The 15620-nt window shown below is 61.0% G+C and carries 15 protein-coding genes; 13 read left to right on the forward strand and 2 right to left on the reverse strand.

Translation table 11 applies throughout. The features are described 5' to 3' along the window. Window positions 1–12: 12 nt before the first annotated feature. The 4 genes from AACV02_RS18875 (at window position 13) to AACV02_RS18890 (ending at window position 5027) form a co-directional block, all read left to right on the forward strand. On the forward strand, window positions 13–1311 hold the full coding sequence (locus AACV02_RS18875; RefSeq protein ID WP_119741304.1) for a cytochrome c: 1299 nt from the start codon (window positions 13–15) through the stop codon (window positions 1309–1311). Between the two features lie 70 nt (window positions 1312–1381). Continuing rightward, window positions 1382–2440, forward strand: a complete 1059-nt coding sequence (locus tag AACV02_RS18880; protein WP_119741306.1) for a PA0069 family radical SAM protein — start codon at window positions 1382–1384, stop codon at window positions 2438–2440. Between the two features lie 228 nt (window positions 2441–2668). Beyond that, window positions 2669–3400 carry a carbonic anhydrase gene (locus tag AACV02_RS18885; RefSeq protein WP_106576015.1) on the forward strand — a complete coding sequence of 244 codons (732 nt, stop codon included), beginning with the start codon at window positions 2669–2671 and terminating at the stop codon, window positions 3398–3400. A gap of 85 nt (window positions 3401–3485) precedes the next feature. Beyond that, window positions 3486–5027, forward strand: a complete 1542-nt coding sequence (locus AACV02_RS18890) for a SulP family inorganic anion transporter (protein ID WP_106576016.1) — start codon at window positions 3486–3488, stop codon at window positions 5025–5027. Between the two features lie 131 nt (window positions 5028–5158). Here AACV02_RS18890 and AACV02_RS18895 read toward each other — a convergent pair whose 3' ends face one another. Next, on the reverse strand, window positions 5159–5806 hold the full coding sequence (locus AACV02_RS18895) for a hypothetical protein (protein WP_106576017.1): 648 nt from the start codon (window positions 5804–5806) through the stop codon (window positions 5159–5161). Between the two features lie 369 nt (window positions 5807–6175). Between AACV02_RS18895 and coxB the strand changes: the two genes are divergently transcribed. The 4 genes from coxB (at window position 6176) to AACV02_RS18915 (ending at window position 10573) form a co-directional block, all read left to right on the forward strand. Continuing rightward, window positions 6176–7303, forward strand: a complete 1128-nt coding sequence (gene coxB / locus AACV02_RS18900) for a cytochrome c oxidase subunit II (protein WP_119741308.1) — start codon at window positions 6176–6178, stop codon at window positions 7301–7303. A 58-nt stretch (window positions 7304–7361) separates the two neighbouring features. Next, the gene (gene ctaD / locus AACV02_RS18905) at window positions 7362–8948 is read left to right on the forward strand and encodes a cytochrome c oxidase subunit I (RefSeq protein WP_106576019.1); all 1587 of its coding nucleotides are present in this window, start codon (window positions 7362–7364) and stop codon (window positions 8946–8948) included. Window positions 8949–9098: 150 nt separating this feature from the next. Next, entirely contained in the window at window positions 9099–9650 is a 552-nt protein-coding gene (locus tag AACV02_RS18910; RefSeq protein WP_106576020.1) for a cytochrome c oxidase assembly protein, read from the forward strand. A gap of 35 nt (window positions 9651–9685) precedes the next feature. Continuing rightward, the gene (locus AACV02_RS18915; protein ID WP_106576021.1) at window positions 9686–10573 is read left to right on the forward strand and encodes a cytochrome c oxidase subunit 3; all 888 of its coding nucleotides are present in this window, start codon (window positions 9686–9688) and stop codon (window positions 10571–10573) included. 6 nt (window positions 10574–10579) lie between these two features. On the opposite strand, the gene AACV02_RS18920 is transcribed toward AACV02_RS18915, so the two are convergent. Continuing rightward, window positions 10580–10783 carry a twin transmembrane helix small protein gene (locus tag AACV02_RS18920; RefSeq protein ID WP_016969525.1) on the reverse strand — a complete coding sequence of 68 codons (204 nt, stop codon included), beginning with the start codon at window positions 10781–10783 and terminating at the stop codon, window positions 10580–10582. A gap of 28 nt (window positions 10784–10811) precedes the next feature. Between AACV02_RS18920 and AACV02_RS18925 the strand changes: the two genes are divergently transcribed. From AACV02_RS18925 to AACV02_RS18945, 5 genes are read left to right on the forward strand one after another with little or no spacing between them, the layout of a single operon-like run. Then, the gene (locus tag AACV02_RS18925) at window positions 10812–11576 is read left to right on the forward strand and encodes an SURF1 family protein (protein WP_119741312.1); all 765 of its coding nucleotides are present in this window, start codon (window positions 10812–10814) and stop codon (window positions 11574–11576) included. Next, on the forward strand, window positions 11542–12126 hold the full coding sequence (locus AACV02_RS18930) for a hypothetical protein (RefSeq protein WP_119742781.1): 585 nt from the start codon (window positions 11542–11544) through the stop codon (window positions 12124–12126). Before AACV02_RS18925 ends, AACV02_RS18930 begins: the two co-directional genes overlap by 35 nt. Before the next feature lie 10 nt (window positions 12127–12136). Then, complete coding sequence (locus AACV02_RS18935; protein WP_106576023.1) at window positions 12137–13216, forward strand: COX15/CtaA family protein; 1080 nt, start codon at window positions 12137–12139, stop codon at window positions 13214–13216. Beyond that, window positions 13204–14103: a heme o synthase gene (gene cyoE / locus AACV02_RS18940; RefSeq protein ID WP_119741314.1), complete on the forward strand. Its 900-nt coding sequence runs from the start codon at window positions 13204–13206 to the stop codon at window positions 14101–14103. The genes AACV02_RS18935 and cyoE overlap by 13 nt, the downstream gene beginning before the upstream one ends. Continuing rightward, window positions 14100–14735 (forward strand): SCO family protein, encoded by a 636-nt coding sequence (locus AACV02_RS18945; RefSeq protein WP_106576025.1) that lies wholly within the window; start codon window positions 14100–14102, stop codon window positions 14733–14735. Before cyoE ends, AACV02_RS18945 begins: the two co-directional genes overlap by 4 nt. Window positions 14736–15620 lie beyond the last annotated feature (885 nt).

Genomic DNA, 15620 nt, shown 5'->3' on the forward strand with positions numbered 1-15620 from the left:
GGAGCGATGACCATGAAAGCATTTGTTATCGCCTCCCTGGCCCTCTTGAGCAGCTGTTCGGTAAGCGCCGCTGAAACCGACCTGGTCAAGCAGGGCGAATACCTGGCCCGCGCCGGTGACTGCGTGGCCTGCCACACCGCCAAGGGTGGCAAACCCTTTGCCGGCGGGCTGCCGATGGAAACTCCGATCGGCGTGATCTACTCCACCAACATCACCCCGGACAAGACCGGCCTGGGCGACTACAGCTTCGAAGATTTCGACAAGGCCGTGCGCCATGGCGTCGCCAAGAACGGTAGTACGCTTTACCCGGCGATGCCCTACCCGTCTTACGCGCGTGTCAGCGACAGCGACATGCAGGCGTTGTATGCCTACTTCATGAAGGGTGTGGAGCCGGTCGCCCAAGAGAACAAGGACAGCGATATTCCCTGGCCCTTGAGCATGCGCTGGCCGTTGGCGGCCTGGCGCTGGATGTTTGCGCCGGCCGTTGAGGAGCATCCGGCACAGCCGGCCGCCGATCCGGTGGTCAGCCGGGGCGCGTATCTGGTTGAAGGCTTGGGACACTGCGGTGCCTGCCATACGCCGCGCGCCCTGACCATGCAGGAAAAAGCCCTCAGCGCCACTGACGGCAACGCCTTCCTGTCCGGCAGCGCGCCGTTGGAAGGCTGGATCGCGAAAAGCCTGCGTGGCGATCACAAGGACGGGCTCGGCAGCTGGAGCGAAGAGCAACTGGTGCAATTCCTCAAGACCGGCCGCAGTGATCGCAGTGCCGTGTTTGGCGGCATGAGCGATGTGGTGGTGCACAGCATGCAGTACATGTCGCAGGACGACCTGACCGCTATCGCCCGCTACCTCAAGAGCCTGCCGGCGGTGGATCCCAAGGATCAGCCGCATCAGTACGACAAACAGGTCGCCGAGGCGTTATGGAAAGGTGACGACAGCAAGCCGGGCGCGTCGGTGTACATCGACAATTGCGCGGCGTGCCACCGTACCGATGGCCATGGCTATACGCGGGTGTTCCCGGCGCTGGCGGGTAACCCGGTGTTGCAGACAGCGGATGCCACGTCGCTGATCAACATTGTGTTGAACGGCGGCACCTTGCCGGCTACGCACACGGCGCCTTCGACGTTCACCATGCCGGCGTTTGCCTGGCGGTTGTCGGACCAGGAAGTGGCGGATGTAGTCAGTTTCGTCCGCGGCAGCTGGGGAAACAAAGGCGAGCCAGTAAAAGCCAGCAACGTGGCGGACCTGCGCAAGAGCGATATGCGCACCACCTCGGGCGATGACCTGGGGCAAGTGACGCAAAAGCACTGACCGCCAGACGGCACTGGTCATAACCATCACGCCCCTTTACTGTATATAAAAACAGTATCGGGGCGTTTTCATGTCTACACCTTTACCGCCCCGTGGCCGGGGCACGGCCACCAACCTGCACAATCGCTTTGCACCTACCGTCAGTGTGGCCGAGGATGACGGCTGGTTTCAGGAAGTGCCGCCCACCCAAGGCACCGAAGTGCGCATCGAAACGGCCAAAAGCATCATCACCCGCAATAACTCGCCCGACCTGCCGTTCGATCGCTCGATCAACCCCTATCGCGGCTGCGAGCACGGTTGCATCTACTGCTACGCGCGGCCCAGTCACGCCTACTGGGACATGTCGCCGGGGCTGGATTTCGAAACCAAGCTGATCGCCAAGACCAATGCCGCCCAGGTGCTGGAGCAACAGCTGTCGAAGCCAGGCTATGTGTGCGCGCCGATCAATCTGGGCTCCAATACCGACCCTTACCAGCCCATCGAGCGCGAGTACACGATTACCCGGCAGACCCTCGAAGTGCTGCTGCGCTACCGCCACCCGGTGACCATCATCACCAAGGGCTCGCTGATTTTGCGTGACCTCGACCTGCTGACCGAGCTGGCCCGGCAGCGACTGGTGGCAGTCATGATCAGCCTCACGAGCCTGGACGATGAGCTCAAGCGCATTCTGGAACCGCGCACGGCTGCGCCCAAGGCACGGTTGCGGGCGATTCGGGTAATGCGTGAGGCCGGCATTCCGGTGGGCGTGTTGTGTTCACCGATGATTCCGATGATCAACGACAGCGAGCTCGAAAGTCTGCTGACCGAAGCTCACGCGGCGGGTGCCCAAAGTGCGGCCTACATGATGCTGCGCCTGCCGCTGGAGGTGGCGCCGCTGTTCGAGGAGTGGCTGGCGGCGCATTACCCGCAGCGGGCGGCCCATGTGATGAGCCTGGTGCGCCAGGTGCGCGGGGGTGAGGTGTATGACAGCCGCTTTGGTGTGCGCATGCGGGGTGAGGGGCCGTTCGCCGATCTGCTGGCGCAGCGCTTCAGCAAGGCGATCAAGCGCCTGGGGCTTAATCGTCGGGAAGGGTTTAATCTGGATTGCACGGCGTTCTGCCCACCGGGCAGGCAGATAGCATTGTTGTAAACTGACGACGAAGAGCGCGATAGGTCTGTAGGAATAGTCGCGTTTTGATATCACTGAAACCCGCGATCTAGAGCGGTTCATTCAGTTTGAGTTAAGTTTCGACGGTTACCTTGTTCAGCGAGTGACGGGTGGGTCGAAACCGTGGTCTTCAGCGTTTTACAACTAATCCACTGGCCCAGCGTCGAAATGACCTGAACACTCTCCCTGCATTAATCAAGAGGATGAATCATGAGTGACAAGGATAAACAGCCGTTGGCTGCGTCGGCTTCAGCCCCTCAGGTGGCCGAATCCGCCGATGCAGCGCTAAAGCACATCGTTGACGGCTTTTTGCATTTCCATCACGACGTCTTCCCCCAGCAGGAAGAACTCTTCAAAAAACTCGCCACGGCCCAGAGCCCACGGGCGATGTTTATCACCTGTGCCGATTCGCGGATCGTGCCTGAGCTGATCACCCAAAGCTCCCCTGGCGACCTGTTTGTCACGCGTAACGTCGGCAACGTGGTGCCACCCTACGGACAGATGAACGGCGGCGTTTCCACGGCCATCGAGTACGCGGTTCTCGCCCTGGGCGTGCAGCACATTATCGTGTGCGGGCATTCCGACTGTGGCGCCATGCGCGCGGTACTCAACCCCCAAAGCCTGGAAAAAATGCCGACAGTCCGGGCTTGGCTGCGTCATGCCGAGGTCGCCAAGTCGATGGTCGAGGACAACTGCGACTGCGCCAATGAAGGCGAAAGCATGAAGGTGCTGACCGAAGAAAACGTCATCGCCCAGTTGCAGCATTTGCGCACCCACCCTTCCGTGGCCTCACGCATGGCCAATGGTCATTTGTTTATCCATGGCTGGATCTACAACATCGAGACCAGCGAAATTCGAGCCTACGATGCAGATCAGGCGGCATTTCGACCGCTGAGCGGCGACGGCCCCATCCCTTGCGCGACGCCTAAAGCGCGCTTCTAAAACACTTCCCTGCCGGGTAATGCGGTGGCTGCCATGGATGCAGCCAGGCATTGCCGCGCCCGGCGAATGCCTTGGGAGAGTCATTATGCGTGCTGCTCAATTGAAAGCTGTATTACCTCGGGAGCTGCTCGCGTCCGTGGTTGTGTTTCTGGTCGCCCTGCCCTTGTGCATGGGCATCGCGATTGCGTCTGGCATGCCGCCGGCCAAAGGGCTGATCACCGGGATCATCGGTGGCCTGGTGGTGGGTTGGCTGGCTGGGTCGCCGCTGCAAGTCAGCGGGCCCGCCGCAGGTTTGGCAGTGTTGGTGTTCGAACTGGTGCGCCAGCACGGCATGATGATGCTCGGCCCTATTCTATTGCTGGCGGGGTTCCTGCAATTGGTAGCCGGGCGATTGCGTCTGGGCTGCTGGTTCCGTGTCACGGCGCCGGCGGTGGTGTACGGCATGCTGGCGGGGATCGGCGTGCTGATTGTGCTCTCGCAGGTCCATGTGATGCTCGACGGCGCGCCGAAGCCTTCCGGGCTGGATAACCTGGCGGGCTTCCCGGCCGCCGTGGTTGAGGCGATGCCGACCCTGGGCGGTGGCCTTGGCTGGCAAGCGGGTTTGCTGGGTCTGTCGACGATGCTGGTGATGTACCTGTGGGATAAATTACGCCCGCAAAAACTGCGATTTGTGCCAGGCGCGTTGTTGGGCGTGGGCTTGGCGACGGTCACCAGCCTGGTACTGGCGTTGCAGGTCAAGCGTGTGGAAGTCCCGGAAAACCTTGCCGATGCCATTGACTGGCTACGCCCCAGCGACTTGCTGAACCTGGCTGATCCGCAGCTGTTGATCGCCGCGTTCGCCGTGGCCTTTATCGCCAGTGCCGAAACCCTGCTGTCGGCTGCTGCGGTTGACCGCATGCACAGCGGTCAGCGCTCCGATTTCGACAAGGAATTGTCCGCACAAGGTGTAGGCAACATGCTTTGTGGCCTGGTCGGCGCGCTGCCGATGACCGGCGTGATCGTGCGCAGCTCGGCCAACGTGCAGGCCGGTGCGACCACGCGCTTGTCGGCGATGTTCCACGGTGTATGGCTGCTGGGGTTCGTGCTGCTGCTGTCGAGCGTGCTGCAAAGCATCCCGGTGGCGAGCTTGGCGGGCGTGCTGGTGTACACCGGGATCAAGCTGGTGGACGTGAAAGCGTTTCGCGCCTTGGGCCGATACGGGCGGATGCCGATGTTCACCTATGCCGCGACGGCGCTGGCGATCATCTTTACCGATTTGCTGACCGGTGTACTGGTGGGCTTCGGGCTCACGTTGGTCAAGTTGGCCTTCAAGGCGTCGCGACTGAAAATCAGCCTGATCGACCTGCCTCAGGACGGTGAGATGGAGTTGCGCCTGACCGGTGCGGCGACCTTCCTGAAAGTGCCGGCACTGACCCAAGTGCTGTCGACGGTGCCTGCGGGGACCGCGTTGCACGTGCCGCTGAGCAACTTGAGTTACATCGACCATTCCTGCCTGGAATTACTCGAGGAATGGGGCCGGGCCAATGCGGCCAAGGGCTCACAACTGGTAATCGAGGCGCGCGGCTTGAAGCGCAGGCTTGAAGGCCGGGTGCGCACGACCGTGGGGATAGGTTCGGCGCCCGTCTGAACACCACAAACCAATGTGGGAGCCGGGCTTGCCCGCGATTAAAGGCGTGTCAGTCAACCCATTAGCTGACTGATCCACCGCCATCGCGGGCAAGCCCGGCTCCCACAGTGATTGCTGTGCAGTCCGCACGTTTACGCCGGCTGATCCAACGCCAGCTCAACCCCCAACTGACGCGACAGGCACGGCCAGCGCTTCCACGCCGCTTCCGTGTTCGGGCTCTTGAGCGTCTCACGGTAAGCCTCGACCGACTCCAGCGCAAAGCTGTCTTCGTTGAGCATTTCATCCACCGCCAAATGCACGGCTTCGTCCAACTGGTTGGCAAATGCTTCGCCGATCAGCTGATGAGCGATCAAGTTGGCCACGGTGGTGTCCGCCGGAATCAACGGCTGACCAAAGTGCTTGATGTACAGATCGTTGACTTCTTCTACCAGGCGATGGGCCAGGTAGGCCTCGTCCAGCAGGCCGTCGAGGCCTTCGTGGCCAGCAAGAATCGCGGGCGGTTGCAGGAAGAAATGCTCGGCGATTTTCAGCACCGGCTTGATCTGGCTTTCGATGCCAGCTTCGCGGGCCACGTCATTGGCGGCTTCCAGCAAGTCAGGGACAAGCTCGATGTAGGCGGTAACAAAACGGGTCATGACAATGTTGCGATCACCGTCAGCCAGGGAAATGGCCGAATGCAGGTGCGGCAATTGTTTTTCCAGTTGCTGGGCAAGCTGGCCAGTGCTGGCTTCGTGTTGATGGGCACGGGAAATCTGCTCGCGCAATGCGGCGGTGTTCATGAAAGCTCCAGTGAAACAGGCGTAGGAAAAGGGAAAGAACAAGGTAGCTCGTTTATACGAGGGCCTAAGACGCGTTTGTCATAATTATTTCATGGTTATGCGCATGCGTTATATCGAATCGCCATCGTTCGTCGGATAAACGTTTGCGCTCCCGTATTTATTGGGCCCGCCCGTCTGTTTGTGCTCATTTGCCCCTACACATTGCGGGGTTGCCCCGGCTGTCTATACTCGATTTTGTACGCAATTAGCTGATGACGCCCAACTGCATGAAGCAGGCAAGGCTTGGCGGTTGTAAGCAGTATGGAAGCCGCTCCCTTCGCCGCAGGTGCAAACCGGCGGGATAACAAGAAACATAAAGGGGAACCCGCAATGACGCGACATCCACACGTTTGGATGGGCCTACTGTTGTGGTCGGTATTCGGCCAGGCGCACGCCGCCTGGACAACGAATATGGCGCCAGGGGCTACTGAAGTCAGTCACGCCGTGTTTGACCTGCACATGACCATCTTCTGGATTTGTGTGGTGATCGGCATTGTCGTGTTTGGCGCGATGTTCTGGTCGATGATCCTGCACCGCCGGTCCACGGGCCAGGTGGCTGCCAAATTTCACGAGAGCACGACCGTGGAAATCCTCTGGACCGTGGTGCCCCTGCTGATCCTGGTAGCGATGGCCATTCCGGCGACCAAGACCCTGATCAACATCTACGACAGCACCGAGTCGGATATCGATATCCAGGTCACCGGTTACCAGTGGAAGTGGCATTACAAATACCTGGGCCAGGACGTGGAATTCTTCAGCAACCTGGCCACGCCCGCCGAGCAAATCCATAACCAGGCCACCAAGGGCGAGCACTATCTGCTCGAAGTCGATCAGCCTTTGGTGCTGCCGGTGGGCGCCAAAGTGCGCTTTCTGGTGACTGCCGCCGACGTGATCCATTCGTGGTGGGTGCCGGCCTTTGCGGTCAAGCGCGACGCCATTCCCGGCTTCGTCAACGAGGCCTGGACGCGCATCGAGAAGCCCGGCATCTACCGTGGCCAGTGCGCAGAATTGTGCGGTAAGGACCACGGCTTCATGCCGATTGTGGTCGAGGTCAAATCCCAGGCCGACTACGACACTTGGCTCGGCGAGCGCAAGGCAGAAGCGGCCAAGCTTAAAGAGCTGACCTCCAAAGAATGGACGCTCGAGGAGCTGGTGGCGCGTGGCGACAAGGTCTACCACACCACCTGCGTGGCCTGTCACCAGGCTGAGGGCCAAGGCCTGCCGCCGATGTTCCCGGCGCTCAAAGGCTCGCCGATCGCCACCGGGCCTAAGGAAGATCACCTGCACCGCGTGTACTTCGGCAAGCCCGGCACCGCCATGGCCGCCTTCGGCAAACAGCTGTCGGAAGTGGACATCGCCGCCGTGGTGACCTACGAACGCAACGCCTGGGGCAACAACAAAGGCGACATGGTCACGCCCAAAGACGTGCTGGCTTTGAAACAGGCGGAAAGCAAATGATGGCCTCAACTGCGTATGCCCTGAACCGCACAGCCCATTCCTTTGCAGGAGAACGGCCATGAGCACTGTGATCGATGACCATGGTCACGCCGACCATGCCCATGGCCCCGCCAAAGGCCTGATGCGCTGGGTGCTGACCACCAACCACAAAGACATCGGCACGATGTACCTGTGGTTCGCCTTCACCATGTTCCTGCTTGGCGGCTCGTTCGCCATGGTGATCCGCGCCGAGCTGTTCCAGCCCGGCCTGCAGATCGTGCAGCCGGCGTTCTTCAATCAGATGACCACCATGCACGGCCTGATCATGGTGTTTGGCGCGGTGATGCCGGCCTTTGTCGGGCTGGCCAACTGGATGATCCCGCTGATGATCGGCGCGCCGGACATGGCCCTGCCGCGCATGAACAACTTCAGTTTCTGGCTGCTGCCAGCGGCGTTTCTGCTGCTGGTTTCCACGTTGTTCACACCCGGCGGCGGGCCGAATTTCGGCTGGACCTTCTACGCCCCGCTGTCCACCACCTACGCGCCCGAAAGTGTGACGTTCTTTATCTTTGCCATCCACCTGATGGGCATCAGCTCGATCATGGGCGCGATCAACGTGGTCGCGACCATTCTCAACCTGCGCGCGCCGGGCATGACCCTGATGAAAATGCCACTGTTCGTGTGGACCTGGTTGATCACCGCGTTCCTGTTGATCGCGGTGATGCCGGTGCTGGCCGGCTGCGTGACCATGATGCTGATGGACATCCACTTCGGCACCAGCTTCTTCAGCGCCGCCGGTGGCGGTGACCCGGTGCTGTTCCAGCATGTGTTCTGGTTCTTCGGCCACCCCGAGGTGTACATCATGATCCTGCCGGCCTTCGGCGCCGTCAGCTCGATCATCCCGACCTTCTCGCGCAAGCCGCTGTTCGGCTACACCTCGATGGTCTACGCCACGGCGAGCATCGCGTTCCTGTCGTTCATTGTGTGGGCGCACCACATGTTCGTGGTCGGCATCCCGCTGGTGGGCGAGCTGTTCTTCATGTACGCCACGCTGCTGATCGCCGTACCGACGGGCGTGAAGGTGTTCAACTGGGTCAGCACCATGTGGCAAGGCTCGCTGACCTTCGAAACGCCGATGCTGTTCGCCGTGGCCTTCGTGATCCTGTTCACCATTGGCGGCTTTTCGGGGCTGATGCTGGCGATTGCTCCAGCGGACTTCCAGTACCACGACACCTACTTTGTGGTGGCGCATTTCCATTACGTACTGGTGCCTGGCGCGATCTTCGGCATCTTCGCTTCGGCCTACTACTGGCTGCCCAAGTGGACTGGGCACATGTACGACGAAACCCTGGGCAAGCTGCACTTCTGGCTGTCCTTCATCGGCATGAACATGGCGTTCTTCCCGATGCACTTCGTGGGGCTGGCCGGCATGCCGCGCCGGGTACCGGACTACAACCTGCAGTTTGCCGACTTCAACATGGTCTCCTCGATTGGTGCATTCATGTTTGGCGCCACGCAGATCTTCTTCTTGTTCATCGTCATCAAGTGCATCCGCGGCGGCCCGCCGGCGCCCGCCAAGCCGTGGGATGGTGCCGAAGGTTTGGAATGGAGCATCCCCTCGCCCGCGCCGTATCACACGTTCACCACGCCGCCGGAGGTCAAGTGAATACCCGGTTCGCCATGCCTGTACAAATCCCCTGTGGGAGCGGGCCTGCTCGCGAAAGCGGTGTTTCAGTCGCCGCAAATGGGGCCTGGCCTGCCGCATTCGCGAGCAAGCCCGTTCCCACGTTGACCGTGTTCGGTTCAGGTGATCGCCATGCTTGAGTCCATCCCCATCAAGCGCCTCGTCACCCGCCTGCTGATTCTGGTGGTGGCGATGTTCGCCTTCGGCTTCGCCCTGGTGCCGATTTACGACGTGATGTGCAAGGCGTTCGGCATCAACGGCAAGACCGCCGGGCAGTACGAAGGTGAGCAAATCGTCGACCCCACGCGCCAGGTGCGAGTGCAGTTTCTGTCGACCAATGCCATCGACATGGTCTGGGAGTTTCATTCCAAGGCTGACGAAGTGGTGGTCAACCCCGGCGCGGTCACCGAGATGCTGTTCGTCGCCTACAACCCCACCGACAAGGTCATGAAAGCCCAGGCAGTGCCGAGCATTTCCCCGGCCGAAGCGGCGATGTACTTCCACAAGACCGAGTGCTTTTGCTTCACCCAGCAAGTGCTGCAGCCCGGTCAGCGGATTGAAATGCCGGTGCGTTTTATCGTCGACCGCGACATGCCCAAGGATGTGAAGCATTTGACCCTGGCGTACACGCTGTTTGACATCACTGCGCGCCAACCGCCGGTGGCCGTCCATACCGGCGGCTAGCTACTGTTTGCCCCCTCAATCAGGAGAGCGAATACATGTCGTCTCATGATACGTACTACGTACCAGCGCAAAGCAAATGGCCAATAATTGCCACCTTGGGCATGCTCACCACCGTGTACGGTTTGGCTGTGTGGTTCAACGATCTGAAGGCGGCGCGCCCGGAATCCCACGGGCCGTGGATCTTTTTCGTCGGTGGGCTGCTGCTGGCCTACATGCTGTTCGGCTGGTTTGGCGCGGTGATCAAGGAAAGTCGCGCCGGTTTGTACAGCCCGCAGATGGACCGCTCGTTTCGCTGGGGCATGACCTGGTTCATCTTTTCCGAAGTGATGTTCTTCGTCGCGTTCTTTGGCGCACTGTTCTATGTGCGACACATGTCGGGGCCATGGCTGGGCGGTGAAGGGCACAAGGGCATCGCGCACATGCTGTGGCCGAACTTTCAGTTCACCTGGCCGCTGCTCAATAACCCTGACCCAAAAATGTACCCGCCACCGGAGGGCACCATCAGCCCCTGGGGCTTGCCGCTGATCAACACGGTCTTGCTGGTCAGCTCCAGCGTGACCATCACCCTCGCCCACCATGCCTTGCGCAAGGGCCATCGCGGCGCACTGAAAATCTGGCTGGCGCTGACCGTGCTGCTGGGCTGGGCGTTCCTGGCCTTCCAGGCCGAGGAGTACATGCATGCCTACAAAGAACTGGGCCTGACCCTCGGCTCGGGCGTGTACGGCGCAACCTTCTTCATGCTCACGGGCTTTCACGGCGCCCACGTGACCATCGGCACCATCATTCTGTTCGTGATGCTGATGCGCATCCTGCGCGGGCATTTCAATGCCGAGCACCAGTTTGGTTTCGAGGCAGCCAGTTGGTATTGGCACTTTGTGGATGTGGTGTGGATCGGCCTGTTCTTCTTCGTTTATGTGCTGTAAAGCGCCTTACCACGGCGCATGAGACACCAGCTGGCCGCTGAAAAAGCCCCAGGCGATCAAGCCCACGGTGATCGCGGCCAGTACGACACGCACGGTCAAGGCAGTGACGAGGCGGTTGGAGTTGCCCTCGTCCTTGACCAGAAAGAACAAGCCACTGAACAGGCTCACGACAGTCGCGATCAGCATCAGGGCAATGGCTGCTTTGAGCATGGTCAGGTTCCCTTCGGATGGGCGGGCAATGAAAACAAGTATAGCCAGCGCCATAAAAGACTTTCGCCCAGGACTCGCACCCACGCTGGTGGTGCTGGTGCTGCTGCCGTTGATGGTAGGCCTGGGGTTCTGGCAACTGGCGCGCGGCCATGAAAAACAGTTGCTGGTGGACAGTTACGCCGAACGGCGCGTGGCCGACCCCATCAGCAGTGTCCAGCTCAATGAGATGCCCGACCCCGCCTTTCGCCGCGTGCGCCTGCGCGGCCAGTTCGACGCCGAGCACAGCGTGTTGCTCGACAACCGCATGCGCGACGGCAAGGCCGGCGTCGAGTTGCTGCAACCCTTTCACGATCAGGCCAGCGGCCAGTGGCTGTTGCTCAATCGCGGCTGGCTGCCGTGGCCAGACCGGCGTACGCCACCAGTCTTCACTACACCCGATCAGCCGTTGAACCTCGACGCGTGGGTCTACGTCGCCCCCGGCGAAACCTTCCAACTGCACGCCGACCCGGCCACCACGCAATGGCCGCGCCTGCTCACCGCGCTGCATCCCGCCGCACTGTGGGCTGAGTTAGGGCGTGGCGGCTTTGCCTACGAACTGCGCGCCGAACCCGGCCCGGGCACGTACGACACCACGTGGCCGGTGGTCGCCATGGGCCCGGAAAAACATTTGGGGTACGCCGTGCAGTGGTTCGCCATGGCCTTGGCGCTGCTGGCGCTTTACCTCTACCTCGGATGGCACAACAAAAAGGAGAAGTCCCATGGGAGCGGCCATGAATCCACCCAGCACGTCTGAGGCGCCCGACCGGCGCAAAGGCCGCTGGCAGCTGATTCTGATCCTGATGATGGTGATCGGCCCGATGGCGCTGGCCACCTTTATGTACAAGTTGCAGTTCTGGGTGCCCGACAGCCGCAGCTACCACGGCGAGATGATCGGCAACGGCCAGACCCGCGCCGACATTGGCGTACAGGCCGACGAAGACCGTTGGCAACTGTTGGTCACCGCACCCACCGCGTGTACTGCCGAGTGCCAGCAACTGGTGTACCTGGCGCGCCAGCTGCAAATCAGCCTGGGCCGTGATGCCTCGCGCGCCAGCCATGCCTTGGCCAGCGCGCAGCCAGTGAGCACCGCCTACGAGGCCAAGCTCAAGGCCGAATACCCGCAACTGCAACGCTACCCGCTGGACCTGTCGACCTTCACCAGGGACGCCGCCGCACCCGGCGATGCGCAACTGTGGATCGTCGACCCACACGGCAATCTGGTGCTGCGCTACGACGCCAAGGTCAAGGGCAAGGACCTGCTCAACGACCTGCGCTTGCTGCTGAAACTGTCGAACATCGGATAAGGGCATCGTCATGGCCAAACCTGGATTTCGCCTCGCGTTGTTTGCCACCTTGCTGGCGCTGATCGTTGTGCTGCTCGGCGCCTATACGCGCCTGACCCACGCCGGCCTCGGTTGCCCGGACTGGCCCGGCTGCTACGGTTTTATCAGCGTGCCGCAGAGCGAAGCCCAGCTGGCGCATGCCGAGCTGCATTTTCCCGACACGCCGGTGCAGGCCGACAAGGGCTGGGCCGAGATGACCCATCGCTACTTTGCCGGCACCTTGGGTTTGCTCATCGTGCTGTTGGCGGCGCGTTCGTGGAGCCATCGGCGTGATCCGGGCCAGCCGGTGAAGTTGCCGCTGTTTGTGCTGGCGGTGGTGTTCGCCCAGGCCGCGTTTGGCATGTGGACGGTGACATTGAAGTTGTGGCCGCAAGTTGTAACGGGCCATCTGCTCGGCGGTTTTGCCACCTTGAGCTTATTGTTTCTGCTGACGCTGAGACTGTCTGGCGTGCTGCCCGCGTTGATCGTGCCCAAGCGCCTGCAATATTGGGCCACGGCCGGGCTGGTGTTGGTGATCGGCCAGATTGCGCTGGGCGGCTGGGTGAGTTCCAACTATGCGGCGGTGGCCTGTGTCGACCTGCCCACCTGCCATGGTGAGTGGTGGCCGGCGGCGGACTTTGCCAACGGGTTTCACCTCACCCAGCATATCGGCCCCAATTACCTCGGCGGCCAGCTCGACAGTGAAGCGCGTACCGCCATCCACCTGACCCACCGCCTTGGCGCGATGCTGGTGACACTGGTGCTGTTGGGGCTGGCGTGGCAATTGCGCGCAGTGGGCATGACGCGACTGGCGGGTTTGTTGCTGATCGCCCTGGCGGTGCAAATCAGCCTGGGGGTGAGCAATGTGGCGTTCGGCTTGCCGCTGCCGGTGGCGGTCGGCCATAACGCAGGCGGCGCAGCGTTGCTGCTGACATTGGTGCTGGTCAATTACCACGCGCGTACCAGCCTGGTCCGGGTGCGCCATCAGTTGCCGTTCGGCTGGCGCTTTATTCCACGCAAACACGTTTCGGGCCTCATCACCCTTAAAGGAGAGACGCCATGGCGACCTTGATCGACGCGCGCCGCGATCGGGCGATCTGGCGAGACTATTTGGAACTGACCAAGCCAAAAGTGGTGGTGCTGATGCTCATCACCTCCTTGGTGGGCATGTTCCTCGCCACCCGCGCCGGGGTGCCATGGGCGGTGCTGGTTTTTGGCAACCTGGGCATTGCGCTGTGTGCCGGCGGTGCGGCGGCGGTCAACCATGTGGTGGATCGGCGCATCGATGCGGTGATGGCGCGCACACATAAGCGGCCGATGGCCGAAGGGCGGGTGTCGCCGGTGGCCGCCCTGGCCTTTGCTTTGTTTCTGGCTGTTGCAGGTTTGGCCCTGTTGCTGGCGTTTACCAACCCTTTGGCGGCGTGGCTGACGCTGGCCTCGCTGCTCGGTTATGCGGTGATCTACACCGGCTTTCTCAAGCGCGCCACGCCACAAAATATCGTCATCGGTGGCCTCGCTGGCGCGGCGCCGCCGCTGCTGGGCTGGGTTGCCGTTACCGGGCATGTCAGCGCCGAGCCGCTGCTGCTGGTGCTGATCATCTTCGCCTGGACCCCGCCGCACTTCTGGGCCCTGGCCATTCACCGCAAGGAGGAATACGCCAAGGCCGACATCCCGATGCTGCCGGTCACCCACGGCGAGCACTACACCAAGGTGCACATCCTGCTCTACACCTTCGCCCTGCTGGCAGTAAGCCTGATGCCGTATGTGATTCACATGAGCGGCCTGCTGTACCTGGCGTGTGCGCTGGTGTTGGGCGCGCGCTTTCTGCAATGGGCCTGGGTGCTGTACCGTGGCAGCCAGCCGCACGCGGCGATCAACACCTTCAAGTACTCTATCGGGTACCTGTTTGTGCTGTTTATCGCCCTGCTCGTAGACCACTACTTACTGTTGAACCTATGACTCGAACTCAAAAAACCGTCTTTATCCTGGTGGCCATCGTCGCGTTGATCATGGGCCTGACCGTCAACAAAGTGCTGAACAGCAAGGGCCAGGGCGACCCTACTGCGCTGATCGACGCGGGCATCATCCTGCTGCCGCAAAGCCGCCAGCTGCCGCCGGTGACCATGACAGACCAGAACGGCCAGCCGGTGGTGGTCAACGAGTTGAAAGGCAAATGGAGCCTGCTGTTTTTCGGCTATACCTTCTGCCCCGACATCTGCCCCACCACCCTCGCCCAGCTGCGCCAGATCAAGAGCGAGCTGCCCAAAGAGGCGGTGGATAAGTTGCAGGTGATTCTGGTCAGCGTCGACCCGAACCGCGACACCCCGGCTCAGCTCAAGCAATACCTGGGTTACTTCGATCCGCAGTTCGAAGGCCTGACCGGCGCGAATGTGGACGATGTGCAGAAGGTCTCGAATGCGGTGAGCATCCCGTTTATTCCAGCGGATACCAGCAAGCCCAACTACACCGTCGACCACAGCGGCAACCTGGCGCTGATCGGACCGGACGGCACGCAGCGCGGGTTTATTCGTGCGCCGCTGAACAATCAAAAGCTGGTGGCGCAGTTGCCGGGGTTGCTGCAGCGGAAATAACAGGCACCGCACCATACATGTGGGAGCTGGCGTGCCGGCGATGGCGGTGGTTCAGGGGCTAATAGGCTGACTGACCTACCGTCATCGCAGGCAAGCCAGCTCCCACAGTGCTTTGTGCAAGGTTTGAACAATGCGTAAGCAGGCAAGTGTGCTGGCCTGATCTTCCAAGCAACGCAAAAACAAATGTGGGAGGGGGCTTGCCCCTGAAGACGGTGGTTCAGTCAATAAATTCGGTGACTGACACAGCGCTTTCGCGGGCAAGCCCGCTCCCACAGGGGGTTTGTGCAAGGTTTGAGCGATGCGTAAGCAGTTAAGAGTGCGGGCCTGGTCTTTCAAGCAGCACACAACAAATGTGGGAGGGGGCTTGCCCCTGAAGACGGTGGTTCAGTCGATAAATTCGGTGACTGACACAGCGCTTTCGCGGGCAAGCCCGCTCCCACAGGGGGTTAGTGCAAGGTTTGAGCGATGCGTAAGCAGTTAAGAGTGGGAACCTGGTCTTTCAAGCAGCACACAACAAATGTGGGAGGGGGCTTGCCCCTGAAGACGGTGGTTCAGTCGATAAATTCGGTGACTGACACAGCGCTTTCGCGAGCAAGCCCGCTCCCACAGGGGGGGTGTGCAAGGTTTGAGCGATGCGTAAGCAGGCAATTGTGCTGGCCTGATCTTCCAGGCAACGCAAAAACAAATGTGGGAGGGGGCTTGCCCCCGAAGGCGGTGGTTCAGTCGATAAATTCAGTGACTGACACAGCGCTTTCGCGAGCAAGCCCGCTCCCACAGGGGGTTAATGCAAGGTTTGAGCGATGCGTAAGCAGTTAAGAGTGCGAGCCTGGTATTTCAAGCAGCACACAACAAATGTGGGAGGGGGCTTGCCCCCGAAGGCGGTGG

It is taken from the genome of Pseudomonas sp. Larv2_ips (genome assembly GCF_963879675.1).
GTDB lineage: Bacteria > Pseudomonadota > Gammaproteobacteria > Pseudomonadales > Pseudomonadaceae > Aquipseudomonas.

Coding starts and splice junctions, on each gene's coding strand:
- cyoE (WP_119741314.1), top strand. CDS start 13,204: ATGGCGACCTTGATCGACGCGCGCCGCGATCGGGCGATCTGGCGAGAC.
- AACV02_RS18880 (WP_119741306.1), top strand. CDS start 1,382: ATGTCTACACCTTTACCGCCCCGTGGCCGGGGCACGGCCACCAACCTG.
- AACV02_RS18925 (WP_119741312.1), top strand. CDS start 10,812: ATGAAAACAAGTATAGCCAGCGCCATAAAAGACTTTCGCCCAGGACTC.
- AACV02_RS18930 (WP_119742781.1), top strand. CDS start 11,542: ATGGGAGCGGCCATGAATCCACCCAGCACGTCTGAGGCGCCCGACCGG.
- AACV02_RS18895 (WP_106576017.1), bottom strand. CDS start 5,806: ATGAACACCGCCGCATTGCGCGAGCAGATTTCCCGTGCCCATCAACAC.
- AACV02_RS18910 (WP_106576020.1), top strand. CDS start 9,099: ATGCTTGAGTCCATCCCCATCAAGCGCCTCGTCACCCGCCTGCTGATT.
- AACV02_RS18885 (WP_106576015.1), top strand. CDS start 2,669: ATGAGTGACAAGGATAAACAGCCGTTGGCTGCGTCGGCTTCAGCCCCT.
- coxB (WP_119741308.1), top strand. CDS start 6,176: ATGACGCGACATCCACACGTTTGGATGGGCCTACTGTTGTGGTCGGTA.
- AACV02_RS18920 (WP_016969525.1), bottom strand. CDS start 10,783: ATGCTCAAAGCAGCCATTGCCCTGATGCTGATCGCGACTGTCGTGAGC.
- AACV02_RS18915 (WP_106576021.1), top strand. CDS start 9,686: ATGTCGTCTCATGATACGTACTACGTACCAGCGCAAAGCAAATGGCCA.
- AACV02_RS18935 (WP_106576023.1), top strand. CDS start 12,137: ATGGCCAAACCTGGATTTCGCCTCGCGTTGTTTGCCACCTTGCTGGCG.
- AACV02_RS18875 (WP_119741304.1), top strand. CDS start 13: ATGAAAGCATTTGTTATCGCCTCCCTGGCCCTCTTGAGCAGCTGTTCG.
- AACV02_RS18945 (WP_106576025.1), top strand. CDS start 14,100: ATGACTCGAACTCAAAAAACCGTCTTTATCCTGGTGGCCATCGTCGCG.
- ctaD (WP_106576019.1), top strand. CDS start 7,362: ATGAGCACTGTGATCGATGACCATGGTCACGCCGACCATGCCCATGGC.
- AACV02_RS18890 (WP_106576016.1), top strand. CDS start 3,486: ATGCGTGCTGCTCAATTGAAAGCTGTATTACCTCGGGAGCTGCTCGCG.